Annotated in this window: 22 protein-coding genes; 7 read left to right on the plus strand and 15 right to left on the minus strand. The window is 44.8% G+C overall.

The annotated features are described in order from the left end of the window. Window positions 1-77: 77 nt before the first annotated feature. The 7 genes from bshC to ACFPRA_RS06530 all read right to left on the minus strand — a co-directional run bounded on the left by bshC (window position 78) and on the right by ACFPRA_RS06530 (window position 6,938). Window positions 78-1,694: a bacillithiol biosynthesis cysteine-adding enzyme BshC gene (bshC, locus tag ACFPRA_RS06500; RefSeq protein ID WP_381431890.1), complete on the minus strand. Its 1,617-nt coding sequence runs from the start codon at window positions 1,692-1,694 to the stop codon at window positions 78-80. Between the two features lie 91 nt (window positions 1,695-1,785). After that, window positions 1,786-2,175, minus strand: coding sequence for a DUF3397 family protein (locus tag ACFPRA_RS06505; RefSeq protein ID WP_381431892.1), 390 nt, complete (start codon window positions 2,173-2,175; stop codon window positions 1,786-1,788). After that, on the minus strand, window positions 2,163-3,071 hold the full coding sequence (locus ACFPRA_RS06510; protein ID WP_381431894.1) for a 2-dehydropantoate 2-reductase: 909 nt from the start codon (window positions 3,069-3,071) through the stop codon (window positions 2,163-2,165). Before ACFPRA_RS06510 ends, ACFPRA_RS06505 begins: the two co-directional genes overlap by 13 nt. Window positions 3,072-3,141: 70 nt before the next feature. Further along, window positions 3,142-4,692, minus strand: coding sequence for an acyl-CoA carboxylase subunit beta (locus ACFPRA_RS06515; protein ID WP_381431896.1), 1,551 nt, complete (start codon window positions 4,690-4,692; stop codon window positions 3,142-3,144). Window positions 4,693-5,202: 510 nt separating this feature from the next. Next, on the minus strand, window positions 5,203-5,961 hold the full coding sequence (locus ACFPRA_RS06520; protein WP_381431898.1) for an enoyl-CoA hydratase/isomerase family protein: 759 nt from the start codon (window positions 5,959-5,961) through the stop codon (window positions 5,203-5,205). Between the two features lie 246 nt (window positions 5,962-6,207). Then, window positions 6,208-6,381, minus strand: coding sequence for a 50S ribosomal protein L32 (gene rpmF / locus ACFPRA_RS06525; RefSeq protein WP_239388928.1), 174 nt, complete (start codon window positions 6,379-6,381; stop codon window positions 6,208-6,210). A gap of 23 nt (window positions 6,382-6,404) precedes the next feature. After that, entirely contained in the window at window positions 6,405-6,938 is a 534-nt protein-coding gene (locus ACFPRA_RS06530; RefSeq protein ID WP_381431900.1) for a YceD family protein, read from the minus strand. A gap of 120 nt (window positions 6,939-7,058) precedes the next feature. On the opposite strand from ACFPRA_RS06530, the gene ACFPRA_RS06535 reads away from it, so the two are divergent. Further along, window positions 7,059-8,273 carry a nucleotidyltransferase gene (locus ACFPRA_RS06535; protein ID WP_381431903.1) on the plus strand — a complete coding sequence of 405 codons (1,215 nt, stop codon included), beginning with the start codon at window positions 7,059-7,061 and terminating at the stop codon, window positions 8,271-8,273. 5 nt (window positions 8,274-8,278) lie between these two features. Here the strand turns inward: ACFPRA_RS06535 and ACFPRA_RS06540 are convergent, their stop codons facing one another. Further along, window positions 8,279-9,325: a SepM family pheromone-processing serine protease gene (locus ACFPRA_RS06540; protein WP_381431906.1), complete on the minus strand. Its 1,047-nt coding sequence runs from the start codon at window positions 9,323-9,325 to the stop codon at window positions 8,279-8,281. 127 nt (window positions 9,326-9,452) lie between these two features. Here ACFPRA_RS06540 and ACFPRA_RS06545 point away from each other — a divergent pair, with 127 nt between their 5' ends. After that, a complete protein-coding gene (locus ACFPRA_RS06545) occupies window positions 9,453-10,364 on the plus strand; it encodes a hypothetical protein (protein WP_381431908.1) in 912 nt (303 codons plus the stop codon). 50 nt (window positions 10,365-10,414) lie between these two features. Here the strand turns inward: ACFPRA_RS06545 and coaD are convergent, their stop codons facing one another. From coaD to ACFPRA_RS06560, 3 genes are all read right to left on the minus strand, one after another. Continuing rightward, the gene (gene coaD / locus ACFPRA_RS06550; protein WP_381431910.1) at window positions 10,415-10,897 is read right to left on the minus strand and encodes a pantetheine-phosphate adenylyltransferase; all 483 of its coding nucleotides are present in this window, start codon (window positions 10,895-10,897) and stop codon (window positions 10,415-10,417) included. Window positions 10,898-10,907: 10 nt separating this feature from the next. After that, entirely contained in the window at window positions 10,908-11,456 is a 549-nt protein-coding gene (gene rsmD / locus ACFPRA_RS06555; protein WP_381431912.1) for a 16S rRNA (guanine(966)-N(2))-methyltransferase RsmD, read from the minus strand. Between the two features lie 271 nt (window positions 11,457-11,727). After that, on the minus strand, window positions 11,728-13,143 hold the full coding sequence (locus ACFPRA_RS06560) for a hypothetical protein (protein WP_381431914.1): 1,416 nt from the start codon (window positions 13,141-13,143) through the stop codon (window positions 11,728-11,730). Window positions 13,144-13,266: 123 nt separating this feature from the next. On the opposite strand from ACFPRA_RS06560, the gene ACFPRA_RS06565 reads away from it, so the two are divergent. Further along, window positions 13,267-13,662: a DUF7147 family protein gene (locus tag ACFPRA_RS06565; protein WP_381431916.1), complete on the plus strand. Its 396-nt coding sequence runs from the start codon at window positions 13,267-13,269 to the stop codon at window positions 13,660-13,662. Window positions 13,663-13,747: 85 nt separating this feature from the next. Here ACFPRA_RS06565 and ACFPRA_RS06570 read toward each other — a convergent pair whose 3' ends face one another. Continuing rightward, the gene (locus tag ACFPRA_RS06570; protein WP_381431918.1) at window positions 13,748-14,020 is read right to left on the minus strand and encodes a YlbG family protein; all 273 of its coding nucleotides are present in this window, start codon (window positions 14,018-14,020) and stop codon (window positions 13,748-13,750) included. Between the two features lie 341 nt (window positions 14,021-14,361). Between ACFPRA_RS06570 and ACFPRA_RS06575 the strand changes: the two genes are divergently transcribed. Further along, window positions 14,362-15,270 (plus strand): glycerophosphodiester phosphodiesterase family protein, encoded by a 909-nt coding sequence (locus tag ACFPRA_RS06575; protein WP_381431920.1) that lies wholly within the window; start codon window positions 14,362-14,364, stop codon window positions 15,268-15,270. 60 nt (window positions 15,271-15,330) lie between these two features. Here the strand turns inward: ACFPRA_RS06575 and ACFPRA_RS06580 are convergent, their stop codons facing one another. After that, a complete protein-coding gene (locus ACFPRA_RS06580; RefSeq protein ID WP_381431922.1) occupies window positions 15,331-15,774 on the minus strand; it encodes a YlbF/YmcA family competence regulator in 444 nt (147 codons plus the stop codon). 411 nt (window positions 15,775-16,185) lie between these two features. Beyond that, the gene (locus ACFPRA_RS06585; RefSeq protein ID WP_381431923.1) at window positions 16,186-17,610 is read right to left on the minus strand and encodes a UDP-N-acetylmuramoyl-L-alanyl-D-glutamate--2,6-diaminopimelate ligase; all 1,425 of its coding nucleotides are present in this window, start codon (window positions 17,608-17,610) and stop codon (window positions 16,186-16,188) included. Between the two features lie 110 nt (window positions 17,611-17,720). Here ACFPRA_RS06585 and ACFPRA_RS06590 point away from each other — a divergent pair, with 110 nt between their 5' ends. Then, complete coding sequence (locus ACFPRA_RS06590; RefSeq protein ID WP_381431925.1) at window positions 17,721-18,452, plus strand: amino acid kinase family protein; 732 nt, start codon at window positions 17,721-17,723, stop codon at window positions 18,450-18,452. A 13-nt stretch (window positions 18,453-18,465) separates the two neighbouring features. On the opposite strand, the gene ACFPRA_RS06595 is transcribed toward ACFPRA_RS06590, so the two are convergent. Further along, entirely contained in the window at window positions 18,466-19,539 is a 1,074-nt protein-coding gene (locus ACFPRA_RS06595; RefSeq protein WP_381431927.1) for a CAP domain-containing protein, read from the minus strand. Window positions 19,540-20,336: 797 nt separating this feature from the next. On the opposite strand from ACFPRA_RS06595, the gene ACFPRA_RS06600 reads away from it, so the two are divergent. Next, the gene (locus tag ACFPRA_RS06600) at window positions 20,337-20,702 is read left to right on the plus strand and encodes a YugN family protein (RefSeq protein ID WP_381431929.1); all 366 of its coding nucleotides are present in this window, start codon (window positions 20,337-20,339) and stop codon (window positions 20,700-20,702) included. 123 nt (window positions 20,703-20,825) lie between these two features. Then, window positions 20,826-21,884 (plus strand): sporulation integral membrane protein YtvI, encoded by a 1,059-nt coding sequence (gene ytvI / locus ACFPRA_RS06605; protein ID WP_381431932.1) that lies wholly within the window; start codon window positions 20,826-20,828, stop codon window positions 21,882-21,884. The last annotated feature ends 57 nt before the right edge of the window (window positions 21,885-21,941 follow it).

Genomic DNA, 21,941 nt, shown 5'->3' on the forward strand with positions numbered 1-21,941 from the left:
TTTTGACATTTCACTCTAAATCCAATTCAAAAAAACCCTTGCCCACACCATGTGCAGACAAGAGTTTTTTTGAACAATCATAGATAGATAATTTTATGCGTGCCATCCATTTCGAATGGCAATTCGCAAATGTCTTGAATCAGTGACGGACCGTAAGCATTCATATAGGCATATGGCGTATACAGCCTTTCCTGCAAGATCCCTTCTGGAAATAATTCTCCTTCCAGTAAACTGTAAGTCCTCAAGGCGGTCGCATGCTTCAATACGGTCGCTTCCTCAGCTTTCCCTTTTAAATAGTTCAATTGTTTTGTATGAAACTGAAGATTCTTCGTTAATATTTCCTGCAACATAGGTCCTTGACGATCGGTGACCTCTTCAATTTTACGATATTGTTCCGTAAGGAGGGCTTCTGTTTCCTGTACGACGGCTTCAAATTGATCATTTTTCAATCCTTCGGTAAACTGCTCTTTTGCAATGGACACTTGCCCTAACATGACATCTTCTACAGTGAATGCTTTCCCTTCCAACGCATGTTTTACTTGTGGCGTCACGAGTGTGATGGACATGCGTCGGACGATGATTGGCATTTTCATCTGTAAATGATGAAATGCGTCTTTTAGCAATGCCCAGTAGGCGATTTCCCCCGGACCTCCCACAAATGCCAGCACAGGGAAAACCAGATCTTGCATGAGCGGTCTTGTTGCAACATTATTACTGAGAAGCCAAGGCTCTTCTTTAGCAATCCGAAGCATTTCTTCTTTCGTAAAATGGATACCTGTGCTGTCATTGACGAAAAGTCCATCTTTTCTTTTTAATAGCACACGCCCTGTTTCATGGATATAAAATAGATTCGCTGCATCCAATTCCGCTTGAATAGGTGTTCCTAATCCAAGTTCGGTAAAATGCGCTTCCTTGTTGTAAATCATCTCCGCGACGATTTCCGACTCCTCGATCAAGCGGATAAAATAGGCCGATTCGAGTTCCCGCAACGGCTTGAATGCCGAATCGATGAACAATAATCCTTCCTTCTGGAAAAAGCCGTTCATCAGGCGGACGAAAAATTGTGTAAAAGTCTGTTCCTGATGGACAGCGTTTAAAACTTCCTCCAGCAAACCTTTCGTATAGATGGTTTCTCCATACTTTCCAAAAATGCTTTTTACGAAGGCTTCCATCTGCTTTTTATCATATGACGCATCCGAGGCCATCCATTTCAGTACAAATTTGTCCCGGAATTGATGTTTCACTGCCCGGCCATCCAACTCCGTGTACACATGATTGATCTCATTCAAATCATGATCTTCGCCTGCAACCCAAAAGACAGGTACTACCGGAACGCCCAGCTCGGCGCGTTTCTTCTTGGCAAGGAGGATAACCGTAATCGCCTTATGCACAGAATAGAGTGGACCGGTCATAATGCCCGCTTGTTGTCCTCCGACAACAGCAACGGCATCATCCGCTAATTCCTCAATATGCTGATCCGCCTGTTCCGAAATGCCGAAACGCTCCATGAATGCGCGCACGATCCCGGCAAGTTGCTGCCTTTCAAATCCGCGGGACGCCAGCTCCTCTAACCGATCGATATAGGCACGATCTTCATTTTCGTAATCAAAAAACGTATGTAAAAACTCTTTATCATGCTGATAAGCTTGCATTACTTTGTTTGTTTCTTGTAATGCTAATCCTTCCAATTCCATCGTGCATGCCCCTTTGTCACTTTTGATATGAAGTGAGTATAGCATTCCATGCCATAAGATTGAAAAACAAACGCTCCAGAAATTCTTCTTTTCATGTCATATACTCAATTATTTTTAAAACGGTCCCCGTCATGATCAAAAGGAAATAAGCGATGAATAATAGCAAAAAGTAAAAGCGCCATGTTCTTCGCAACAGGCGGATAATCCGAAATTCTTTCACCTTGAGGCGTTCGATGACAACATGGATAATCGCAATAACAATAGCAAGTCCTGCAATGTAAATTCCGGCTCCTTTCCCAAAGGTCGTCATGCAGATGATATAGACTGCGATGAAGAGAAACGGCGTCGTCACATCCGCTGCGAGTCCAATAACTCCGGCAGGGGCTTTGCCCATTTTTCGGGCAACAATCAAAAACACAATGGTGACGATAAATGGGAATAAGATGAGTATTCCCCAAATTGCCGATATCAGTCCTGCCATTCCCCTTCCCCTTTCCAATCCATCGCATACAATATCATTTCCAATGAGGTTAAAATTGGCAACTTTTTGTTGCGTTTTTCCGCCATGACACGTACCGCTGAAACAATCGTGTTTACTTCCATCGGCCGACCGGCTAAATGATCCACTAACATTGATGACTGGTTATCTGCTGTCTTCATACAAACCTTCGTCACCGCTTCATATGGAAGCACCTGGGCCATTTCCGGAAATGCATCTATCAGTTCCTCATACAATCTCTTGAACATCCTCAAGCAGTAGGGATTTTTCAATAGTTCTCCATTTTTCACTTGTAAGATGGCAGTGAGCGGATTGATCATACAATTGATCAGCACTTTGCGCATCAGGATCTGTTCCGCGTCTGGATGATACACAACAGGGAAGTCCCTTGCAGCTGCACGTCTTAGGAATTCAAATAACCTTTCGTCTCCTCGAAATACAGCCCGCGTCAGATTCCCGACTCCGTTATGGGAGACAGTACGGTCATCACAGCGCCCCGCGCCGTGCTCAACCGTAGCAAAAACGACATGGCGCAAAGCTGAACGCTCGACAAGCTCCAAGTGACCGATCCCATTCTGAACAAACAGAACAGGCGGATTGACCTTCGCCTGCTGCATCGTCATTAACAGCTCTTCCACTCCAGAAAATTTAACTGCAACAATCCATGGGGCCGCAGGAAGTCTATGTATATCCGTTGTCGCCTGCGCACAGAATACTTTCTTCGTGCCATCTTGCTCGATACGTTGAATCCCTTCCGTCCGTATAAGTTGTGCTTGCTCTTCCCGTCTAACGTAGAAAGTCACATCCATTCCCGCTTCCGCAAAATAGGAGCCGATCAGCAAGCCGATCGAACCTGCTCCCGCAACGACCACATCCATATGTATCCCCCTATCGAATAAGAAGGTCCACCTGTCAGTCGGCGGACCCTCTATCAGTTGAATGAATCTATTATACAGGATAAACTGGGTGTTTTCTCGGTGGTTGCTGAACTTCTTTCGTGCTATAGAAGCGGAAGCGATCCGCCAGTACAGCCCGCAAGCTGGATGGTGCTACAATCTCGTCAATGATCATCTCAGAGGCCAGTTTGTAAATATCGATTTCCTCTTTGTATTCCTTATGTTTCTCCTGCACAAAAGTGATCCGTTCTTTTGGATCCTCGATCGCCTCGATTTTGTTCGAGTACACGGCATTGACCGCAGCTTCCGGCCCCATAACCGCGATTTGCGCAGTCGGTAGCGCAATACAGACATCCGGCTCGAATGCCGGACCCGCCATCGCGTAAAGCCCTGCTCCATATGCCTTGCGGACAATGACGGAAATTTTCGGCACAGTCGCGGAGCTCATGGCCATGATTAACTTCGCTCCATGACGGATAATCCCATCCCTTTCCACTTTCGTCCCGATCATAAAGCCTGGAACATCGGCAAGAAACAGTAGCGGAATGGAAAATGCATCACAAAGATTGATGAATTTCGCCGCTTTATCTGCCGAATCGACGAAGAGGACACCACCTTTCACTTTCGGCTGGTTCGCAATGATTCCAACCGGCTGTCCTTCAATCCGCGCTAATCCTGTAATAATTTCGCCCGCGAAAAGCTTCTTTACCTCGAAGAAACTGCCCTCATCGATCAAAGCGTCAATCGCCTCATACATATTGAATGGAGCATTTTGGTTCTCCGGGATGATCGCTTCCAACGCCCGCCCTTGTTTTGCTTCAACAGACTCTTTCAACGCAGGCTTCTTTGTAAAGTTGGCCGGGAAATACGCCAGATAGCGACGTGCTTCCGCGATGGCCTCTTGCTCATCTTTCACCAGGACATCTCCGCAACCGCTGACCGTACAATGCATGCGGGCTCCGCCCATTTCTTCCAACGTCACTTTTTCCCCAATAACCTTTTCCGCCATACGTGGCGAGCCCAAATACATCGATGCATTGCCATCCACCATTATAACGATATCGCAAAATGCTGGAATATAGGCTCCCCCTGCAGCAGAAGGACCGAAAAGAATACAAATTTGCGGGATGAAGCCAGATAACCTCACCTGATTGTGGAATATTCTGCCCGCACCCCGACGATTCGGAAACATGTCCAGCTGATCCGTAATACGGGCACCTGCAGAATCGACCAAATAGAGCATCGGCACACGGTTTTTCTCCGCAATCTCCTGAATGCGTATAATTTTCTCAACTGTCCGGGATCCCCACGACCCGGCTTTGATCGTCGAATCATTCGCCATGACACAAACCGTCTGTCCGTCCACTTCCCCCATTGCTGTAACAACACCGTCCGCCGGCAAATCACCCGCTTCACAGTTGGCAAACCGTCCATCTTCCGCATAGATGCCGTCATCAAAAAGAAGTGCAAGTCTGTCCCTCACGAACATTTTATTCTGTTCTTTCAACTTTTCATGATATTTTGGCTGCCCCCCAGCAAAAATATCTTGCAATTTCTTTTCTAACTTCTCATTATACGTCTTTTGTTCCGTCACTTTCGCCATTTCCATTCCCTCCCATTTGTCAATTCCGTGATCCACCTGAATTCTCGTATTCATTTCTAAAGGTTAAACTTATTGACTGAGCGCTTGTTCACCGTCGCAGTGAACAAATCCAATACCTTCTATCCGCATTCTCCTAGAACGAAACTGAGTCTCCTATATGTCGGATGGTTGGCGTCCGTCCCCAAACGGATCGCCAAATTCATAACCCCACCCACTCACAAACAGGATTCTTGAACTTGCGAAGATCCTAGCAAGAATACCAGGTCGTTTACAAGTCTTCATCATTCAAAATGCGATTTTCAAACAATTTACGATCGATATTATATACAAATAAATCCCCTAAACTTTTTGATCGTAAACAATTCCCCTACTCTAGTTTATACGATATTTGAAACCGTTTTCAACCCTTTATCTGAAAAAAGAGCCATTTCTCCCTTTTCTACTAACCAAAAAAGGCATTCCTTTCCGACAAACAGTTGCCGATAGGATTGCCCGAATATATTCTTGTTCTCATTTGTTGTTCAAAAATTGATCCACCGCTTCGTGATGCGCTGCGCTTCCCCATAAGATTGAACATTGTCTCGCCTCTTCCAGCATGCGATCACGCATGAAATCAGCCGTCCATTTCCGTATGGCAACGGATTTATAGGCACGATGGACCGAAGGATGATGAGCAGACATCTTCGCTAGGAACCGTTGAAGTCCATCTTCCCGATCTCCCTCGTAAATTTCTGTAGCCCAACCAGCCTCCAATAGCTGATTGGCTGTAAATACCTCAGCTTCAGATAAAAGGCGGAAAACCCGATCATGCTTTCCATCTTTCTCAAAAAGCAGCGTCGCACCACCCCACCCCGTCGTAATCGCCAATCTTCCTTGGATGAACCCCGCTTTCGCGGATGCCGAAACGATGCGATAATCGCAGGCGGTCGCAATTTCACAGCCCCCACCAACAGCTGTACCATTGACAAGCGCAATGACAGGCATCGGCAATGTCGCTACTCGGTATAGCAACCCTGCCATCGCCCCCAACATCGGATACGCTTCCTCTGCTGTTCGTAAGTCATGAAATTCTGACAAATCTCCTCCTGAACAAAATGCCCGGTCCCCCGCCCCTGTAATGACGGTATACGCAATATCCTGATCATCCTCAATCTGATCCAAAAACTGTTTAAGTCCATCCATCACAGTTGAATTGATTGCGTTATGCACATCAGAACGATTAATGGTAAATGTCGCAATCCCATTCTCAATCGCAATGTTATAATCCATACCCATTCCTCCATTAGCCAATTGAATTTCAATTCTTCAATCAACCGTATCACTAGTGCGCTTTCTTTGTCCAGACTCCAGGCGCCAGCCCCTCGAGTCGCTTCAGTCTTGCTGATAAAGGCAAAAAACGCCTTTATCGTCAAGCCTTCCAGCGCTTGTCGGGGCTGAACGGCGCCTTCCGCTTTTCTATAGAAAAAGGCTACCGGGAGCCATGGTCTTCCGGTAGCCTTTATAGGCGAATCTTGATTATTCTCCTACGACTTCTTTTCCTTTGTAATGACCGCATGATTTACAAATGCGGTGAGCCAATTTGATTTCGCCACAGTTATCACAAGTAGTCATTCCTGGCACTTGCAATTTGAAATGCGTACGGCGCTTGTTTTTAACTGTTTTGGATGTTCTTCTTTTTGGTACAGCCATCTGGGGCACCTCCTTACGATCGCCTATTCGTCCTTGGATTCAAAAAACTTGGCCAAATCGGCAAGTCTTGGGTCCACTTTCGTCTCCAGCTCCTTTTGGAGTCTGGCATTGTACTCCTCGTCGGTCGTATATGACCAGCCTTTCCCTTCTACCTGCTGCATGTTATCGGCATTTTCACTGAAAATCTGAAGCGGCACTTCGAGGAGGACGAGCTCCTCGAATACAGGGGTCGGATCGATTGTTTCACCCACTACCGGGTGAATTTCATCGTCTGTCGCAAGAACCGTTTCATCCCAGCTGAATTGTTCATCAGACTCGATGGTAAACGGGAATTTGACGTCTTCCCATGTACGGGAACAAGGCAGGATCATTGTCCCTTCAAGCCGGAATCGGCATGTCAATTTCTTGGCGCCGATCGTACAACTTCCGGTCACGCGGACAGGCGTAATATCCCGGATTTCCGGATTCCGTTTTTTCACGGATTCAAGGTCGACAGCTTCGTCAAGCGGCATCGCGCCTTGCCTGTATCTCTGCAACTGATTGATGGACCATTTCATGTCTATCACCTCAAGACAACAATGTTGATTATATAATGCGTGAAAAGGGATGTCAAGATAATTTCTTGTCACTTCATGAGCCGCATAGGTATAATTAGTATACATTGTAGCAAAGGACTGATGGCTTTGAAAGCGACAGGGATTATCGTCGAGTACAACCCGTTTCATAACGGGCATCTCTATCATGCAGCACAAGCTAAAAAAAGAACAGAAGCAGATATCGTCATTGCCGTGATGAGCGGCAACTTTTTGCAACGCGGAGAACCTGCCTTCATCCATAAATGGGCGCGGGCAGAAATGGCATTACACAATGGTGTGGACCTTGTTTTTGAGCTCCCTTATGCCTTTGCAACCGCCCACGCCCCAACCTTCGCAGAAGGGGCCATTCGAATACTTGACGCCGCCAGATGCAGCACATTTTGCTTTGGCAGCGAAGACGGTGACATCGCCCCCTTCCAACGGAGCCTCCATCTACTGCAACAGTCCGGCGGACAATATGAACAGGCAGTGAAAGATGCGGTCGGTCGTGGACTCAGCTATCCAAAAGCATTGAACGAGGCCTATTTGGCAGTGGCTACAACCGTTCCGGTCGATGAACCACTTGCCGACCTTTCCAAGCCGAACAACATTTTAGGCTTTCATTATATGGAAGCTGCGCAAGCAATCGGCTCTACTATGCAAGCCATCACCATTCCTCGCATCATCGCCCAATACCATGATGATGCCATTCCGGGCAACCAAATCGCCAGCGCTACCGGCATTCGAAAGGCTTTTTTCCAGTCAGATGGACTTCAAGCGGTCAATGCTTTCATTCCCGAAACGACCCGCGATATACTGCTTGACTGGCAAGCTGATCAGCGACAATTCGGAAGCTGGTCCACACTTTATCCTTATTTGCGTTATACGATTTTACGGGAAGGTCCGGACCAACTAAAAATGATTGCAGATATAACCGAAGGAATTGAAAATTTGTTCATCCGTGCTGCTACAACTCATAGCACATTCGAACATTTCATGGAAGAAGTGAAGTCAAAACGTTATACATGGACGCGTATCCAACGCATGCTTACCCATATCTTTACCGGATTCACCTATTCCATGCGTCAATTGATGCCAGCTCCCTCCTATTTACGCTTGCTCGGTATGACAGCGGCAGGGCAGCGCTATTTGAATGAAACGAAAAAAAGGATGAAGCTGCCTCTTATAAGCAAGGCAGCCGCTTCTACAGATCCTTCACTGCAAATGGACATTCATGCGTCCAACATGTACGCACTGGGGATCGGCAACAATCAAATTGGATCTGATTACGATAGGCATCCGATTATCATCCGTTGAATTGTTCACTTTTCTTTCAATGACGCCAAATAATCCAATGCGTCATCCACTGTTTTCACCGGCACGATTTTCATTTTCGTGCCGATTCTTTCCGCAGATTTGACAGCTTCTTCATAATTTGTCAGGATGTCAGGGTTAGCCGCCCGCACTTCTTCTGATATCTCATCATCCGGTGCGAAGAAGATCTCCACCCCTTTCCGTGAGGCCGCAATGACTTTAAAATCGGCGCCCCCAATCCTACCGACCGTACCATCTTCCAACATTTCTCCCGTACCGGCGATATTATAGCCTTTTGTAATATCTTCATCCACTAATTGATTTAAAATTTCTAGAGTGAACATCAGCCCTGCGGAAGGCCCACCAATATTCGAAGTCAAAAATTCAACTTTCGGATCAGTCTCCAACTTTTTGTCTTCTTCGAAACTGACACCTAAGCCGACGCGTCCTTCACTGTTCGGAATTTCTTTTAAAGCGATTGTGTAGTCGTATGTTTTTCCTTCACGTTCAACCTTGACTTCTATTGAATCGCCTATTTTCTTTTCCGCAATCTGATCAAAAAACAGACTGGATTTCGTTAAAGGTATGCCATCTATTTCCCGGATTTTATCACCGACCTCCAAGATTCCATCAGCGGCTCCCCCTTCTAAAACCATTAGGACAAATATACCGTCAAACTGGATATTGACCGGGATACCGGCTTTCTCAAATGCGACGGTGACGGCATTATATTGCGAAGTGGACATCAGTTTCTTTTGACGGAGATTGTACTCTTTATCATTTTCGCCTTCCCTTCTCACCTTTTGAGCCGGCAAGAGCTTCTGATTATCCGAAAAATGGGCGTAAGCATACGTCGCCGGTGTTGCTTTCGCCACGGATATCGTCATCATATTGAATTTTCCTTGATCATCCTCATCTCCTCCAACCACTTCCACTAGTGGGGCAAGATCATATGCTCCTCCTGGTTTGGATATGTAAGTATCAAGCGGGTAGACAAATAATATAGCAGCGATTACCAACAGGATACCTATTATCCCGAACCGTTTCTTTTTCATATTCTTCGCACCTCCATTAATAGCCTGTACTTTCTTGACATATATATAAGTGTAGCATCGTAAAAAATGAGTGACAAAAGATTTAGTACGGGTCACTGACTCCACAAAAGAATGGGAAAGGAGCGAAGTGCATGAGTCACATTTCTATCCGATGATTTCAATTCTAACCGTTTGGGGACTGATTATCCTATTCATCCTGCAACCAGGGATCGCACATGATGGAGCCGTAGCCGGTGCAAAGCTGTTCGTACATGCGCTGCTCCCTTATTTGTTACCGTATATCATTTTGACACAATGGCTTTTAAAAATGCCCGGGAATCCTAAAGAAACACCGAAATGGCGTCGTTATATAAAAGCTTATGTGCTAGGCTCATTCGGGGGATTTCCAGTCGGAGCCGTTACAGTGACTGAAATGCTGAAGAATGGGGAATTGACGAAAAAGCAAAGCAGTTTTCTGTTAGCTGCCTGTCACGCTCCAGGTCCTATGTTCATCATCGGATTTGTGGGCACAGAGCTTTTCGGAAATGTCAGCAATGGATGGAAATTGTTAATTGCCATCCATATCGCCAACCTGCTATTTTTCATCCTGACTATTTTGTTCATGGCAAAAGATAACGAATCCGAAAGTGTTCAAATAAGGCCACATAAGCCTTCCAGTACACTACCTCTTCTAGATGCCATTAAGGAGAGTTCATCCGTCATTATTCTTGTCGCCACAACTGTCATTTTCTTTTCGTCACTCGGTAACGTCTTATCGACGGTCACAACTTCAGCTTTTACGGTTGATATGGGGATTGCCAAAACGTTTGCTTTGGCCCTATTTGAAATGACATCAGGCGTCCAATCGGCAACGGAACACTTTTATCATGATGCAATATTCCCTTTTTTAATCGCAGCAATCATTTCAATGAATGGACTAAGCATCCATATGCAAGTTTTTGTCATTGCAAAAGCAGGGAATATTTCAATGATCCCTTATGTCTTGGGACGCGTATGGAGCATCCTTTTCGTCCCTATCATTTTCTATTTAGCGTATTAGTGAAAAGTGGTTATGGCGAATTGTCATTCACCATAACCACTTCCAACTTTTTATACTTCAAATTTCTTTCGCAATGCCAATTCCACTGGTGGCGGAACAAGTCCAGAAATGGCCCCTCCATACTTGGCTACTTCTTTGACGATGCTCGAGCTCAAGAAGGAGTACTGATTATTCGTCATGATAAAAAACGTCTCGATACTTTCATCTAGAAATCTGTTCATAGAAGTGATTTGCATTTCGTACTCAAAATCGGATACAGCTCGTAATCCACGGACAATCGCGGATGCTCCGACACGTTCTGCATAGTCGACAAGCAAACCGGAAGACATCTCCGCTCTCACATTCGGAAAGACGGACGTCACTTCTTCAATCAGGGCCAATCTTTCCTCTACCGTAAACAGGGCATTCTTCGACGAGTTATGCATAATCACAACTCGGACCTCTCCGAAAACTCTTGCCGCACGTTTGATAATATCAAGATGACCATTTGTCAGCGGATCAAAACTTCCCGGTACAACTGCAATTTTCGCCAATCGTATAACCTCATTTCTCATAAATGGATACTGCGATATTTCCATATACTACATTTTTCACTTTACGATATGTACCATATGCGTCCGGTAACTCCAGCTGCTTGTCATGTTCACATACAATAGCCGCAACATCCGACAGCAATCCCGCCTCCACAAAATCGAGCGCAAGGTTGTAATATTCCGCTTTGGCATAAGGAGGATCGAGGAAAAGAAGCTTCGCCTCCACTCCTTTTTCCTGCAAAATTTGAACTGCCTTTCTCGCATCCGCCCGCTGAATATGCAATGCCTCAGTAAACCTGCTTTTTTCCGCGTTCGCCTCGATAACCGCACAAGCCTTCGCATTCTTTTCAAATAAGTAGGCCTCGTCCACACCCCGGGATAGTGCTTCCAGTGAAAGTGAACCGCTTCCTCCAAACAGTTCTACGGAAACACCTCCATTGAAATAGGGTCCGATCATATTAAAGATGGATTCTTTCACTTTATCGGACGTGGGACGCGTACCAGTCCCTGGCAATGATTTTAGCGGAATGCCTTTTCTTGAACCGGCGATAATCCTCATGGGGCCACCTCCTCTACAATAATCAATTACGCCTCCGCGTAATTGCGTCCAGATTTTGAATTGCGAGTCGAACAGCGAAGGGTTCGATTTGCCGTATTTCTGCGCTTTTGGCAGAAATTATGGCACTTAGATATGCGCAATTAACTCCCTACAAAATCTGTGACATCCGCCGGAGGCTACTTGAATCAGCGGAGAGTTTAAACTCCCTCTGATTAAATTCATTACAGCATCTATCTCACCACTTCTAATAAAAGTGAGATTTCCTGCTGGATCAAGTTGAAATAGGAACAATTTGAATGGTCTCTCCGCTTTTATCGATACTTAATAGAAATAAACGTTTAAACCAGCTTTCTTCAAAATAAAATTCCTTATCAATTATTTCAAATGGCATCGTGACAACATTAAATTTCCGATCATTGTAAACATAAAACAGCTCTTTTTTCGGAAACCTGAACTGTCTGAGCTCATTTTCAATATAAATAGACCTTTCATTGGAGGAGACGTCATAACCGGCGCCACTTAAAAGTTGCTTTGCCGGATAATAAGCCATTCCGTCTTTCAAGATAATCTGCACCTTTGGAAGTACCTCCCCCTCCAACGCAACCTCCCGTGGATCTTCAAACAGGAACGGATAACTAACGGAATCATCTTGCATATTCCTTGAGAAATACTTTGTTTTGAACCCGGTCACCTCTAGGACCAACTCATCCAGAGCAGCCGCATCGACCGCTTGTCCTTCGCGCGCTTCCAACAATTCCCGGAACTGCTTGGACTCTTCCTCTGAAAGCGTATCAAAAAATGTATGGACCATATGACTTGTACTATCCGTCCCCACCGGCTTTCCGCTCATGATCGAAGCAATCACTTCCACAGTTTCTGCAGCGCCGGATATTGAAAAACGACTATGCATATGATTTGTGAAAATCCGGTCGGATACTTGATCCACTTTGGAGAGGCTTGAAATCATGAACCTCGCTGTGTTCATAGCTGGATTTTCGTTATCGATGACAATCGTCGAATGATCGGCTCCGACCGCCTGTAATGCCTCATCGACCTCTCCGAAGCGATCAGCCTCAACCCCTGCACCAAAAACAGAAAGTGCCTCCCCTTGGTAGACAAGTGGCAGCTCATGTTGTTGCCAATACAGATCCAAAACCTCTCCTGTCCCTCGGTACAACATATAATCGATAGAATCCATTTTTTCCTGGCCGACACGCTCCAAACCATTTACCCAAATCCCGCCAATTGCAGTTTCATCGGTTATGTGCATCGATGTGAATGCAGCCTTCATCCCATGCAAAGTAGCGAAAGGTTCATGGAAAAGCGCGTTTTTTTGCATTGATCCCTCTTTTGGTATTTTATATGAAATGGATTGACTATCGTTCTCGCCCTCCAAAAAGGCGGTGATATTGTCATCCAAACGATCACAGGATATGGCTTCTTCCAAGTAACAGGAGCGGTTTACACTTGTTGCAGGCCAAACAATTTCCTGCCGCTCTTCCGAAAGATTCCGGAAATGATGGCGGATATACAAAGCATCGGGACGGTTCACCACTTCAATTTCCTGCACATACGTCAAATGAGCATCCTCTTTGGCTAACGCTTCTCCCGCTTGTTTATAATGCATGTATATCAAAATTGTATTGACCAACAGAAGGACAGCAACTGCCCTTAATAAGTATTTCAAAGTGTACACCTCGTTGTGTTAAAGTTCTATGCATGGACACGATCTGAACTGAATCGGATATCCGGAACAGTGTGTTGCATGTTATGCTATGTATCGTACGTTTTTAGAAAGGTAGTGTTCTGTATGATTTTACATCAACGATTCATCGAGCTCGGCGAAGGGTATGGAGACGTTTACGAATTATGTGAACTGATCCGAACAAACCGTGATCGGTTGCACGGTACATTCATCCTCTCCTCCTCTACGCCAGCAGGTCATGCAATCTCGCTTGCAGCGACCTTTAATCCTGTAAGTACGAACCACTTCATGCCGATTTACATTTGCAGAGAAGGCATTATTCAGCAAGGAGACGTGAAATCGAAAAGAAGGATCCTTTTTGAAGAAGCGGCTGCATCAGCGAATAGCACTCCTGCCACCATCGAGTTGAAACACTCTTCAGAATTCGAGGAACGCGAATTATTCTATCATTACGTGATCGGAATCTTGCGACTCAATCATTTACTTCCACCATTGAGATGAGACTTCCTCCTATCGTTCTTGAAAGAAATTCCTTCAGCCTGATTGAATATAGTTGCCGACAGGCTGACCGGCTTATTGAGTCAATTCATAAGCCGGTTTTATAGTCATACTCTTTCGCTTTATCCGGTTTAGCATTTTCATATTCCGTTTTGAGAAATGGACGGTAAGAAGGCAACACTTTTTTCACAGATGAAAGACGAGCTAATTTACCCATGACCGTGTCGACATCCTTCATGTCACAATAAAGGACAACGTATTTCATTTTGCGCGATATATAATGGACATGACCATATTTCCGGAACGATTTCGCCTGCTTTAAATGATGGAGGTATACAATAATACCTTGACGATCGACCATAGATTCCCCCTCTTTTCCTACCCCATACAATACCATAAGTTTGAAATACCCTGCAACCAAAGAAAAGTGTAGGGCGCCTGCTTATTAAAGGAACGCAGTCTAAGTGCGCGACGTCCTGTCGCAACGACTGCATAACTTGCATCGTGCAAGCCTCAGGCATAAGACGGTTTGGCGAAGCAGCGCTCTATGCCGCACAGCCAAAATGGCTTATGACCCGAGCATCTGGGAGTCGGAGCTAGGCAATAAGAAAAGCACAGGGCGCCTGAGTCCAGAACTATACTGACAGCGCCAATCTTTTGTTCTATAATAAAAACATCTGTAATTGTTGAGGAGGATCATTCATGGGAAGAAAAACAAAAGTGGCCCTCACTGTCGGTGCAGCTGGCGTTGCTGCGTGGGCGGCTTCCAAAGCCGTTGCAAAACCGATCCCCCGCAAAGGGAAAATAGCGCTTGACTTCAAAAAACCGGTCGTCCTCGCTCATCGGGGTGGGCTTTCCGAAGCACCTGAACATACATCAGTCGCGTTTTCCAAATCCGCTGCACTTGGTATTCATGGTTTCGCGATCGATATCCGTTTAACGAAAGATGAAGAAATCGTCGTTTTTCACGATGAATATCTTGAACGTACAACAGACTTGTCTGGAAGAATTTCCGATCACACATTTAACGACTTAAAAAAAGCCGATGCAGGCTACCATTTTACAGACGTAGCCGGTCATCACCCTTATCGAGGAACAGGAGAGACTATCCTCTCTCTTCAAGAACTTTTGGAATTGTATCCCCATCTGTTCATCCTCATCAACTTGAAAGATTCCCCAGACACCTATGAAGGAAGTTTAATGCCTTCCAAGCTTTGGAGATTACTTGAAGAACTTGGCGTGGAAGACTGTGTCGCTGTAACAAGCATCTACGATGAGCAAATTGACCGCTTCAATTTATACGCACAGAATCGGGTCGCCATCGGAGCCGGAGATTCAGAAGTAAAGAAAGCCTATGCTTCCTATACGAGCAAATTTGGACATCTCTACAATCCCAAAGCCGATTTTTACCGAATTCCTGCCAAGCTCGGTGTATTTCCACTCGGATTGGAAGGTTTCATGCAATTTTTGAACCAATTGAATATCCCCGTTTATTTCGAAGGGATCGAAGAGAAGGAGTCCTGCATCAAACTATTGAATGCTGGCGCTTCCGGATTCGTAACCGACCACCCAACTAGCATCATGGAAACTATCCAAGAATATTCCGATTAAAAAAACAGGTTGCCATCTGTCGACATTCCGACAGATTCGCAACCTGTTCTTCATCACATCCTATGCAGAGCAAGAACAGGATCCGCCTGTTCCACAACCGCTTCCACAAGAGGAGTCGGTGAAAAATGCACTGCCAGCGGGAACCTTTACAGAATCCGAAACGGATTTCGCAAGGATGGATCCGATTTCATCCAATATATACTGCACATCATTCTCCGCTAGCCTCAGCTCCGCAACGCGCTCATTGAGATCAAGTTCGCGTTTTTGTACACGGATATTTTTCATCACTATATGATAATCCGGATGATATCTTCCGAACCGTTGTACTTCTTCATAGCGTTCTTTCATTTCCGTAAACTCCCGGATCGTTTTCACGAGTTCCGCGTCTGAATAGACAGCGTCATGCGCTTTCCGATAGCCATTTACGGTTTCTGATGAAAGAACCATTTGAGTAAGTTCCTCAGCACTCTCGATGATGGTGATCCATTCTTCGCTCATCATCATGGGTTGATCCCCTCCCATCTTCTACAATGATAACAGATGTGATTACAAATATGCATCTATTGATGATTATTTTTATCCCGCTTTAACGGGCAATAAGACTCCCACCTCAAGACTTAAGTAAAACGATAAGGATAGGGGGGAGATCAACTGCCAATCGAACAGCGAAGGGTTCGATTTGCCGTATTTCTGCGCTCTTTGCAGAAATTAAGGCACTTACAGAACGCCGTCAACTTAAGTTGCCTTCCTTCAGCGAATAGTTTGGACATCCGTTAAAGGAAGATAAAAGCCCGATTGGTTCGGGCCAACACGATGTTGGTCACACAAGCGTTGTCACAGGACGTGACGCTTTTAGCTTGTGTTCCCCTCAATCAGCGGGGGATGGGGAACCCCCCCACTGATTGAAGTTTCACTTTATGATTGGGGGGAAGTTGTTTTTTCAAGTAGTGCTTGAGTCGCTTCATCATAATCCGAAAACGGAAACTGACCTTCTGAAGTATGCTGTATTTTTTCATGCCCTTTCCCTGCAATCAGCACAATATCTCCCGGTGCAGCACTGAATATTGCTTTACGAATGGCGTATTTACGGTCAAGCACTGCCTCAATTGCCGAACAATCACCTCCGAACCCCTCCATAATATCCCGGATGATCGCTGCAGGATCTTCATTTCGCGGATTATCCGATGTGACGATGACACTTGCCGAATAAAGGACAGCAAGCTCCCCCATCTCCGCCCTCTTCCCTTTATCACGTTCGCCGCCACAGCCAAAAACCGTAATCAGACGGCCATAACATAAATGGGATAATGTATGCAGGACGGCTTGGAGTGCGTCCGGGGTATGGGCATAGTCAATGTATACTGTTACACCATCACGTTCTACGCGTTGCAACCTTCCTTCAGGTAGTCGGAGCAATGCGCAATAGGGCAAAACATCTTCCAAACGATAGCCCATGACCAAAAGCACACTGACGGCAGCCAATGCATTCATACGATTATAATGACCCGGAATCGCTAGTTGCGAATCCAGGATGGATAACTGGACATCTGCAGATAGATCTGTACCGAAGTAGACAATCGATGCAGGACAATCTCTCGCCATTTCCATACATTCCAGATCATCCGAGTTGATCAACATCGTATCCACCATTTGGAATAGTTTCTTTTTTGCTTGAATGTAACAAGATTTCCCGCCGTGTTCTTCATAATGATCTGTGCCGATATTCAGCAAGACACCAACCTCTATTTCACACGCATCCAATCGATGAGAAGAGAGACCAAGCGAGGAAGCTTCTAGGATCACATGTGTAACGGCTTGTTGTTCACATGTTTTCAGTAAAGGGTGAAGATATTCGGCAGGTAGTGTGGTCATCTGCGGTAGTTCAACATCTTTTTTCACACCATCGATAAACAATCCCGTCGTACCGATGACGGCCGTCCGTTCTCCAAGATGACTAAGTAATTGCCCGATAAAATGAGTGACAGTCGTCTTCCCATTTGTACCAGTCACTGCAATCACTTTCAATCGACTCGCTGGATTTCCAGCGATCCGCGCACTCGCATGAGCGATAAAGCGTTGGCAATCCGGAACCATGATGACAGGGATTTCAGAAGAAATTTCTTTACTATATAGGCTTTCGATTACGATCGCTACAGCTCCCCGTTTAAGCGCTTCGTCAATATATAAAGCACCGTCATTCCGAGACCCTTTCCTCGCTACAAAGATAAACCCCTTTTTTACCCGTGTCGAGTTTTCTGTGATTCCCGTGACCGCCACTCGAAATTCCCCACCACTGACCGTACAAGGCCAGTCTTTAATAAGCTCCGTTAAATTCAGCACCACTCTCCCCTTCCCGAACATTTTCTGTGAAATCGAATATATTGAGAGCGAACATACTTTATCGTATGACGAAATTCCAATGAACGTCACGAAGAAAGTTGGGAATCAATATGATCATCCAAAAATTCGGTGGAATTGCGATGCAAGACAAAGAAATAAGAAGTAAGTGCATCCATCATATAAAAGATGGACTAGATGAGTTTGGAACCGTGGTGATCGTCGTCTCTGCTATCGGACGTTTCGGAGATCCTTATGCTACGGATACCCTTTTACAAATCACAGATGCTTTTTCATCTTCTACAGCGGCAAGCGACCTTGCTGCATCTTGCGGTGAACTGATCGCGGCTGCTGTACTGTCAGCTGAACTGACCGAGGAAGGTGTCCCTAACGCCATCCTTCACGGGGTCCAGTCCGGAATAAAAACAGCCGGAGAATTTGGTGACGGCACCATCAGTCATATCGATCCTTCTTCCATTCTAAAAAAGCTGGAACAAACAAATTGCATCATCATCCCCGGCTTTCAGGGGATCAATGCAGACGGGCAAGTTATGACCCTTGGAAGAGGAGGAAGCGATTTAACTGCCGTTGCACTTGCGGGAGCCCTAAAAGCTTCACATGTCGAATTTTTTAAAGATGTGCCAGGTGTCATGTCGGACGACCCACGCAAAGTAGCCAATCCGCTCAAGTTAGATTTCCTTCAACTAGAAGATTTTCTTCCTCTTCTGGATTGCGAACGGCCAATCATTCAAAAACGCGCCGCGCTTCATGCCATAAAAACAGCGACACCCCTTTATATAAGAGGTGTCGCCAGTACTGAAACAGGGACTTGGATAAAGCCCTAAACGACAATACCTTTTATTGTCGTTTTTTTTCGTCTATATGCATCCGTATGAAATCTTGTGTGTAATATTTGCCAAAAGCCCCTGTCCCCAAATGAGTGAAATCCTTATCCAGCAAAACACTTCTATGTGCAGAAGAATTTAGCCAACCATGGACGGCTTCGATAGCATCCACATAATTGGATGCTATATTTTCGCCTGCTTTACGATGATCGATTCCGACCTCTTTCAGCCTTTCAGCCAAGCTCGCAAGCACATGTGGTTCTTCGGATTGTTCATTTTCAAGCGCCATGTCCTCACTATGTTTGCGCGCCACTTCGCTTAACTTGTAATCCCCTTGAACATTAGGAACTCCATGCTTTTCCCGATAAATATTCGTCAGATCAAAAATTTGCCGTTCCATCGCACGATCGACTTCCGCTTGCATATTTGAAGCCGATCGAGTGGGGTGCACAATTTCGCCCATATAAGACATATCATACGGCTGATGCAGAACGAGCGTAATCGGATCGATAAAACGAATCGCCTCAAGCTTCCCATCTTCTACATCTGTGTAGAGCTGAGCATATACATTTTCATATTGAACCAGTGGGCGGCTTTTAATATCCTCACTATTCAACGAGAATGTATAGATATTCTCTCCGTTCTCAATCGAAATTTCAGATTCAATGATCGTAGTCCTATAAATTTCCTCGACGTCTTGACCTATTTCAAAAGGGGCTACATCAGAATTGCTATTCGCTGTATAGATCTGATTTACTTTCCCATCTTTCACCCCGGCCATCATTTGGAATTCTGTTTGATAAATCCACCATTCATATCCATACTCCGAAGGTTCGACCCTGTCCGGATCCCCTTTTTGTTCCAATAACTGTTTCGAGCTCTCTCCAACAAAAACAGATAATCCAGAAGTTGGCCGTTCCCTTTGTGGATGAGTCGTTTCTCCCCCATTTCCAGGTACTTGGATGGCAGAACCCTGTTTAACAGGAGATTCCAACGGCTCATTTTCTTTCACACGGTCATCCATTAAATAGAATAGAATCAGGACAATTATCAGAAGCGGTATAATTCTCCAAATAACTTTCATCATCCGCCCTGCCTTCATATAATAGTTTGTTTCCTTATTTATGTATGATCTTAGCTAAAAGGTTCGTTCACTTTTATTATACTTCAACTAACCACTAGAAATGTTAAATTTTCATTTCAAATCCACTCCTTTTTATTTTCATTCGGCAAATGTTTTTCAACTTGATTCAGCAGGAGTCCCCCACTTCCAAAAGTAGCGGGATGAATACCAGATAGCTTTTCAATCAGCAGGAGTCCAAACTCCCTGTAGCTGACGCTTCGCTTTCAGTACAAAAAGATTTGCTGATTAGAGGAACTCAGGCTAAGGTCGCCGCGTCCTGAATGAAAGTGCCTTAATTTCTGCAAAAAAACTCAGAAATACGGCAAATCAAACCCTCCGCTGTTTGATTGGCAACGCCTGAGTGACCAACTTCCTGTTGGCCCAAGTCTCCGGCGGATGTCATAGATTTTTTAGAGGAGCTTTTCTTCCAAAAGAGAAGGGCGCCTGTTTAGGTGCGACAGGTATAAGACGAAGATGCGGCTTGGCGTTTTTTGCCACAGAGCAACTTTGACTTATGACCCGAGCTCCTGGCGCCCGGAGCTAGATGCGAGCAAGCTCGAAAAAAATCTGGACGCAAATACGCCAAAGCGTAATTGATAGTGAAAGCACTCCTTCCAAATCGTAATGGTTAAGATTCTCATCTTGCCTGCTTTTCACTCACCGGCATTGACACAATGTTGCCATTGCAACTACTGGAGATTTGTTCTATTATGAATTAGTATAGGCAATTGGGTGAACGATATATAAGGAGGACTTGAACTATGTATATTGAAGATACAGGCATTGAAAATATTGTTGCCGACTTATCCGTACTTGATGAACTCATGCACAAAAACGACCTGATCCGTGCAGGTCAATGGGACTATGAACGCGTAACATACGATAAGAAATATGTGATCAAAGAAGGTACATATTATTTGCGAGTATTCGGGTATACAACAGACGGAGATGTGGATACACGTGACGCGATCATCAATCTTAAAAAACCTGTCATCGGCAAGTACTACTATCCACATGGCGTTGAGTATGGTGAAGGCGAACATTTTCCTGAAAGCCTCGTAAAAGACTGTGTAGCGACATTAAAAGCGGTAAATACAGCACTAATTCCTTATAACTTAAAAAAATAATTTTCATCAAATCGCCGGAGGACCCCATGTTCCCCGGCTTTTTTATAATTCCTCTTTCCCTCCCTCATCATTCTCCTACTTTTTGGTTATAATTGGAGGAGTAATCTTTTGGAGGAATGTTTGTTGGCGAAATGGCTTACTAAACGTAATTTTATCATCAGCTTCTGTATACTCATCGCATTCTTAGTCGCCATCTTCATCATCCCGGTTTCAATTCCGATCATTTTGGCGCTTCTTACCGCATTCATTATCGATCCGTTCGTCAAGTGGACCGAAAGAAAATTTAAGTGGAGCCGCAAAGTATCGGTCATTTCCGTTTTCATTTTCATTCTGGTCATCATCGCATCTCTACTTTACTATACCGTCACGCAGTTGATCGGTAAAATTATTAAATTCTCAAAAGATGCACCTGACTATTTCAACTCACTGTCCGGCGTTTGGATTGACGGGCAAAGTAAATTGCTGCAATTTACTTCCGGAATGCCAGACGAAGTCGTTAAAGCCATTCAAAAAGAATTTAAAAACGGGTTTGAGTCTATTCAAACGTCCATTCTCAATTTACTCAGTTACGAGAAGATGATGGCGCTCATGACCGAAATCCCGAATTTCCTTGTCAGCTTGACCTTCTACATCATTGCACTATTTTTATTTATGCTGAAGTTACCCGAACTGAAAATCAAGCTCTTTAGACACTTAACCACTTCCACAGCGGAAAAAGCAAGATTTATGATTACAAAATTGAATACCGTTATTTTCGGTTTTCTAAAAGCGCAACTATTTGTGAGTCTGATTATTCTCGCTGTCACGTTTATCGGACTGCTTTTCATCGCGCCCAAATATGCCATTTACATGTCCCTCCTCATTTGGATTATCGATCTGCTTCCCATTTTAGGCGGGATTATCATTTTGATCCCTTGGTCGTTGTATCAATTCATCAGTGGCGATATAGGAACAGGGACGAAATTGATGATTTTGGCAGTCATTCTAGTTGTCATCCGGAACACGATCGAACCGAAAGTAATGGGTTCACAAATCGGCCTATCCCCTCTTGCGACGTTAATTTCGATGTTTATCGGCTTGAAATTGCTGGGCTTCCTCGGTCTGTTCGTCGGACCATTCATCCTCATCCTTTTCACAACCGCACGGGAAGCAGGAATGATCAAAATGAACTTTCGAATTTAGACCCTTATGTAGATCAGCTAGTGGAACAGGTCTATTTATATTCAAAAAGAAGCGCGG

The organism is Sporosarcina soli (assembly GCF_042655805.1).
GTDB classification, from domain to species: Bacteria; Bacillota; Bacilli; order Bacillales_A; family Planococcaceae; genus Sporosarcina; species Sporosarcina soli.

Bases quoted from the DNA above. Each gene is read 5' to 3' on its own strand.
- ACFPRA_RS06515 (WP_381431896.1), bottom strand. From the start codon at position 4,692: ATGGCGAAAGTGACGGAACAAAAGACGTATAATGAGAAGTTAGAAAAG.
- ACFPRA_RS06575 (WP_381431920.1), top strand. From the start codon at position 14,362: ATGGGAAGAAAAACAAAAGTGGCCCTCACTGTCGGTGCAGCTGGCGTT.
- ACFPRA_RS06535 (WP_381431903.1), top strand. From the start codon at position 7,059: ATGGCTTTGAAAGCGACAGGGATTATCGTCGAGTACAACCCGTTTCAT.
- bshC (WP_381431890.1), bottom strand. From the start codon at position 1,694: ATGGAATTGGAAGGATTAGCATTACAAGAAACAAACAAAGTAATGCAA.
- ACFPRA_RS06590 (WP_381431925.1), top strand. From the start codon at position 17,721: ATGATCATCCAAAAATTCGGTGGAATTGCGATGCAAGACAAAGAAATA.
- ACFPRA_RS06510 (WP_381431894.1), bottom strand. From the start codon at position 3,071: ATGGATGTGGTCGTTGCGGGAGCAGGTTCGATCGGCTTGCTGATCGGC.
- ACFPRA_RS06520 (WP_381431898.1), bottom strand. From the start codon at position 5,961: ATGGATTATAACATTGCGATTGAGAATGGGATTGCGACATTTACCATT.
- ACFPRA_RS06580 (WP_381431922.1), bottom strand. From the start codon at position 15,774: ATGATGATGAGCGAAGAATGGATCACCATCATCGAGAGTGCTGAGGAA.
- ACFPRA_RS06505 (WP_381431892.1), bottom strand. From the start codon at position 2,175: ATGGCAGGACTGATATCGGCAATTTGGGGAATACTCATCTTATTCCCA.
- ACFPRA_RS06530 (WP_381431900.1), bottom strand. From the start codon at position 6,938: ATGAAATGGTCCATCAATCAGTTGCAGAGATACAGGCAAGGCGCGATG.
- ACFPRA_RS06540 (WP_381431906.1), bottom strand. From the start codon at position 9,325: ATGAAAAAGAAACGGTTCGGGATAATAGGTATCCTGTTGGTAATCGCT.
- ACFPRA_RS06565 (WP_381431916.1), top strand. From the start codon at position 13,267: ATGATTTTACATCAACGATTCATCGAGCTCGGCGAAGGGTATGGAGAC.
- rsmD (WP_381431912.1), bottom strand. From the start codon at position 11,456: ATGAGGATTATCGCCGGTTCAAGAAAAGGCATTCCGCTAAAATCATTG.
- rpmF (WP_239388928.1), bottom strand. From the start codon at position 6,381: ATGGCTGTACCAAAAAGAAGAACATCCAAAACAGTTAAAAACAAGCGC.
- ACFPRA_RS06595 (WP_381431927.1), bottom strand. From the start codon at position 19,539: ATGATGAAAGTTATTTGGAGAATTATACCGCTTCTGATAATTGTCCTG.
- ACFPRA_RS06570 (WP_381431918.1), bottom strand. From the start codon at position 14,020: ATGGTCGATCGTCAAGGTATTATTGTATACCTCCATCATTTAAAGCAG.
- ACFPRA_RS06600 (WP_381431929.1), top strand. From the start codon at position 20,337: ATGTATATTGAAGATACAGGCATTGAAAATATTGTTGCCGACTTATCC.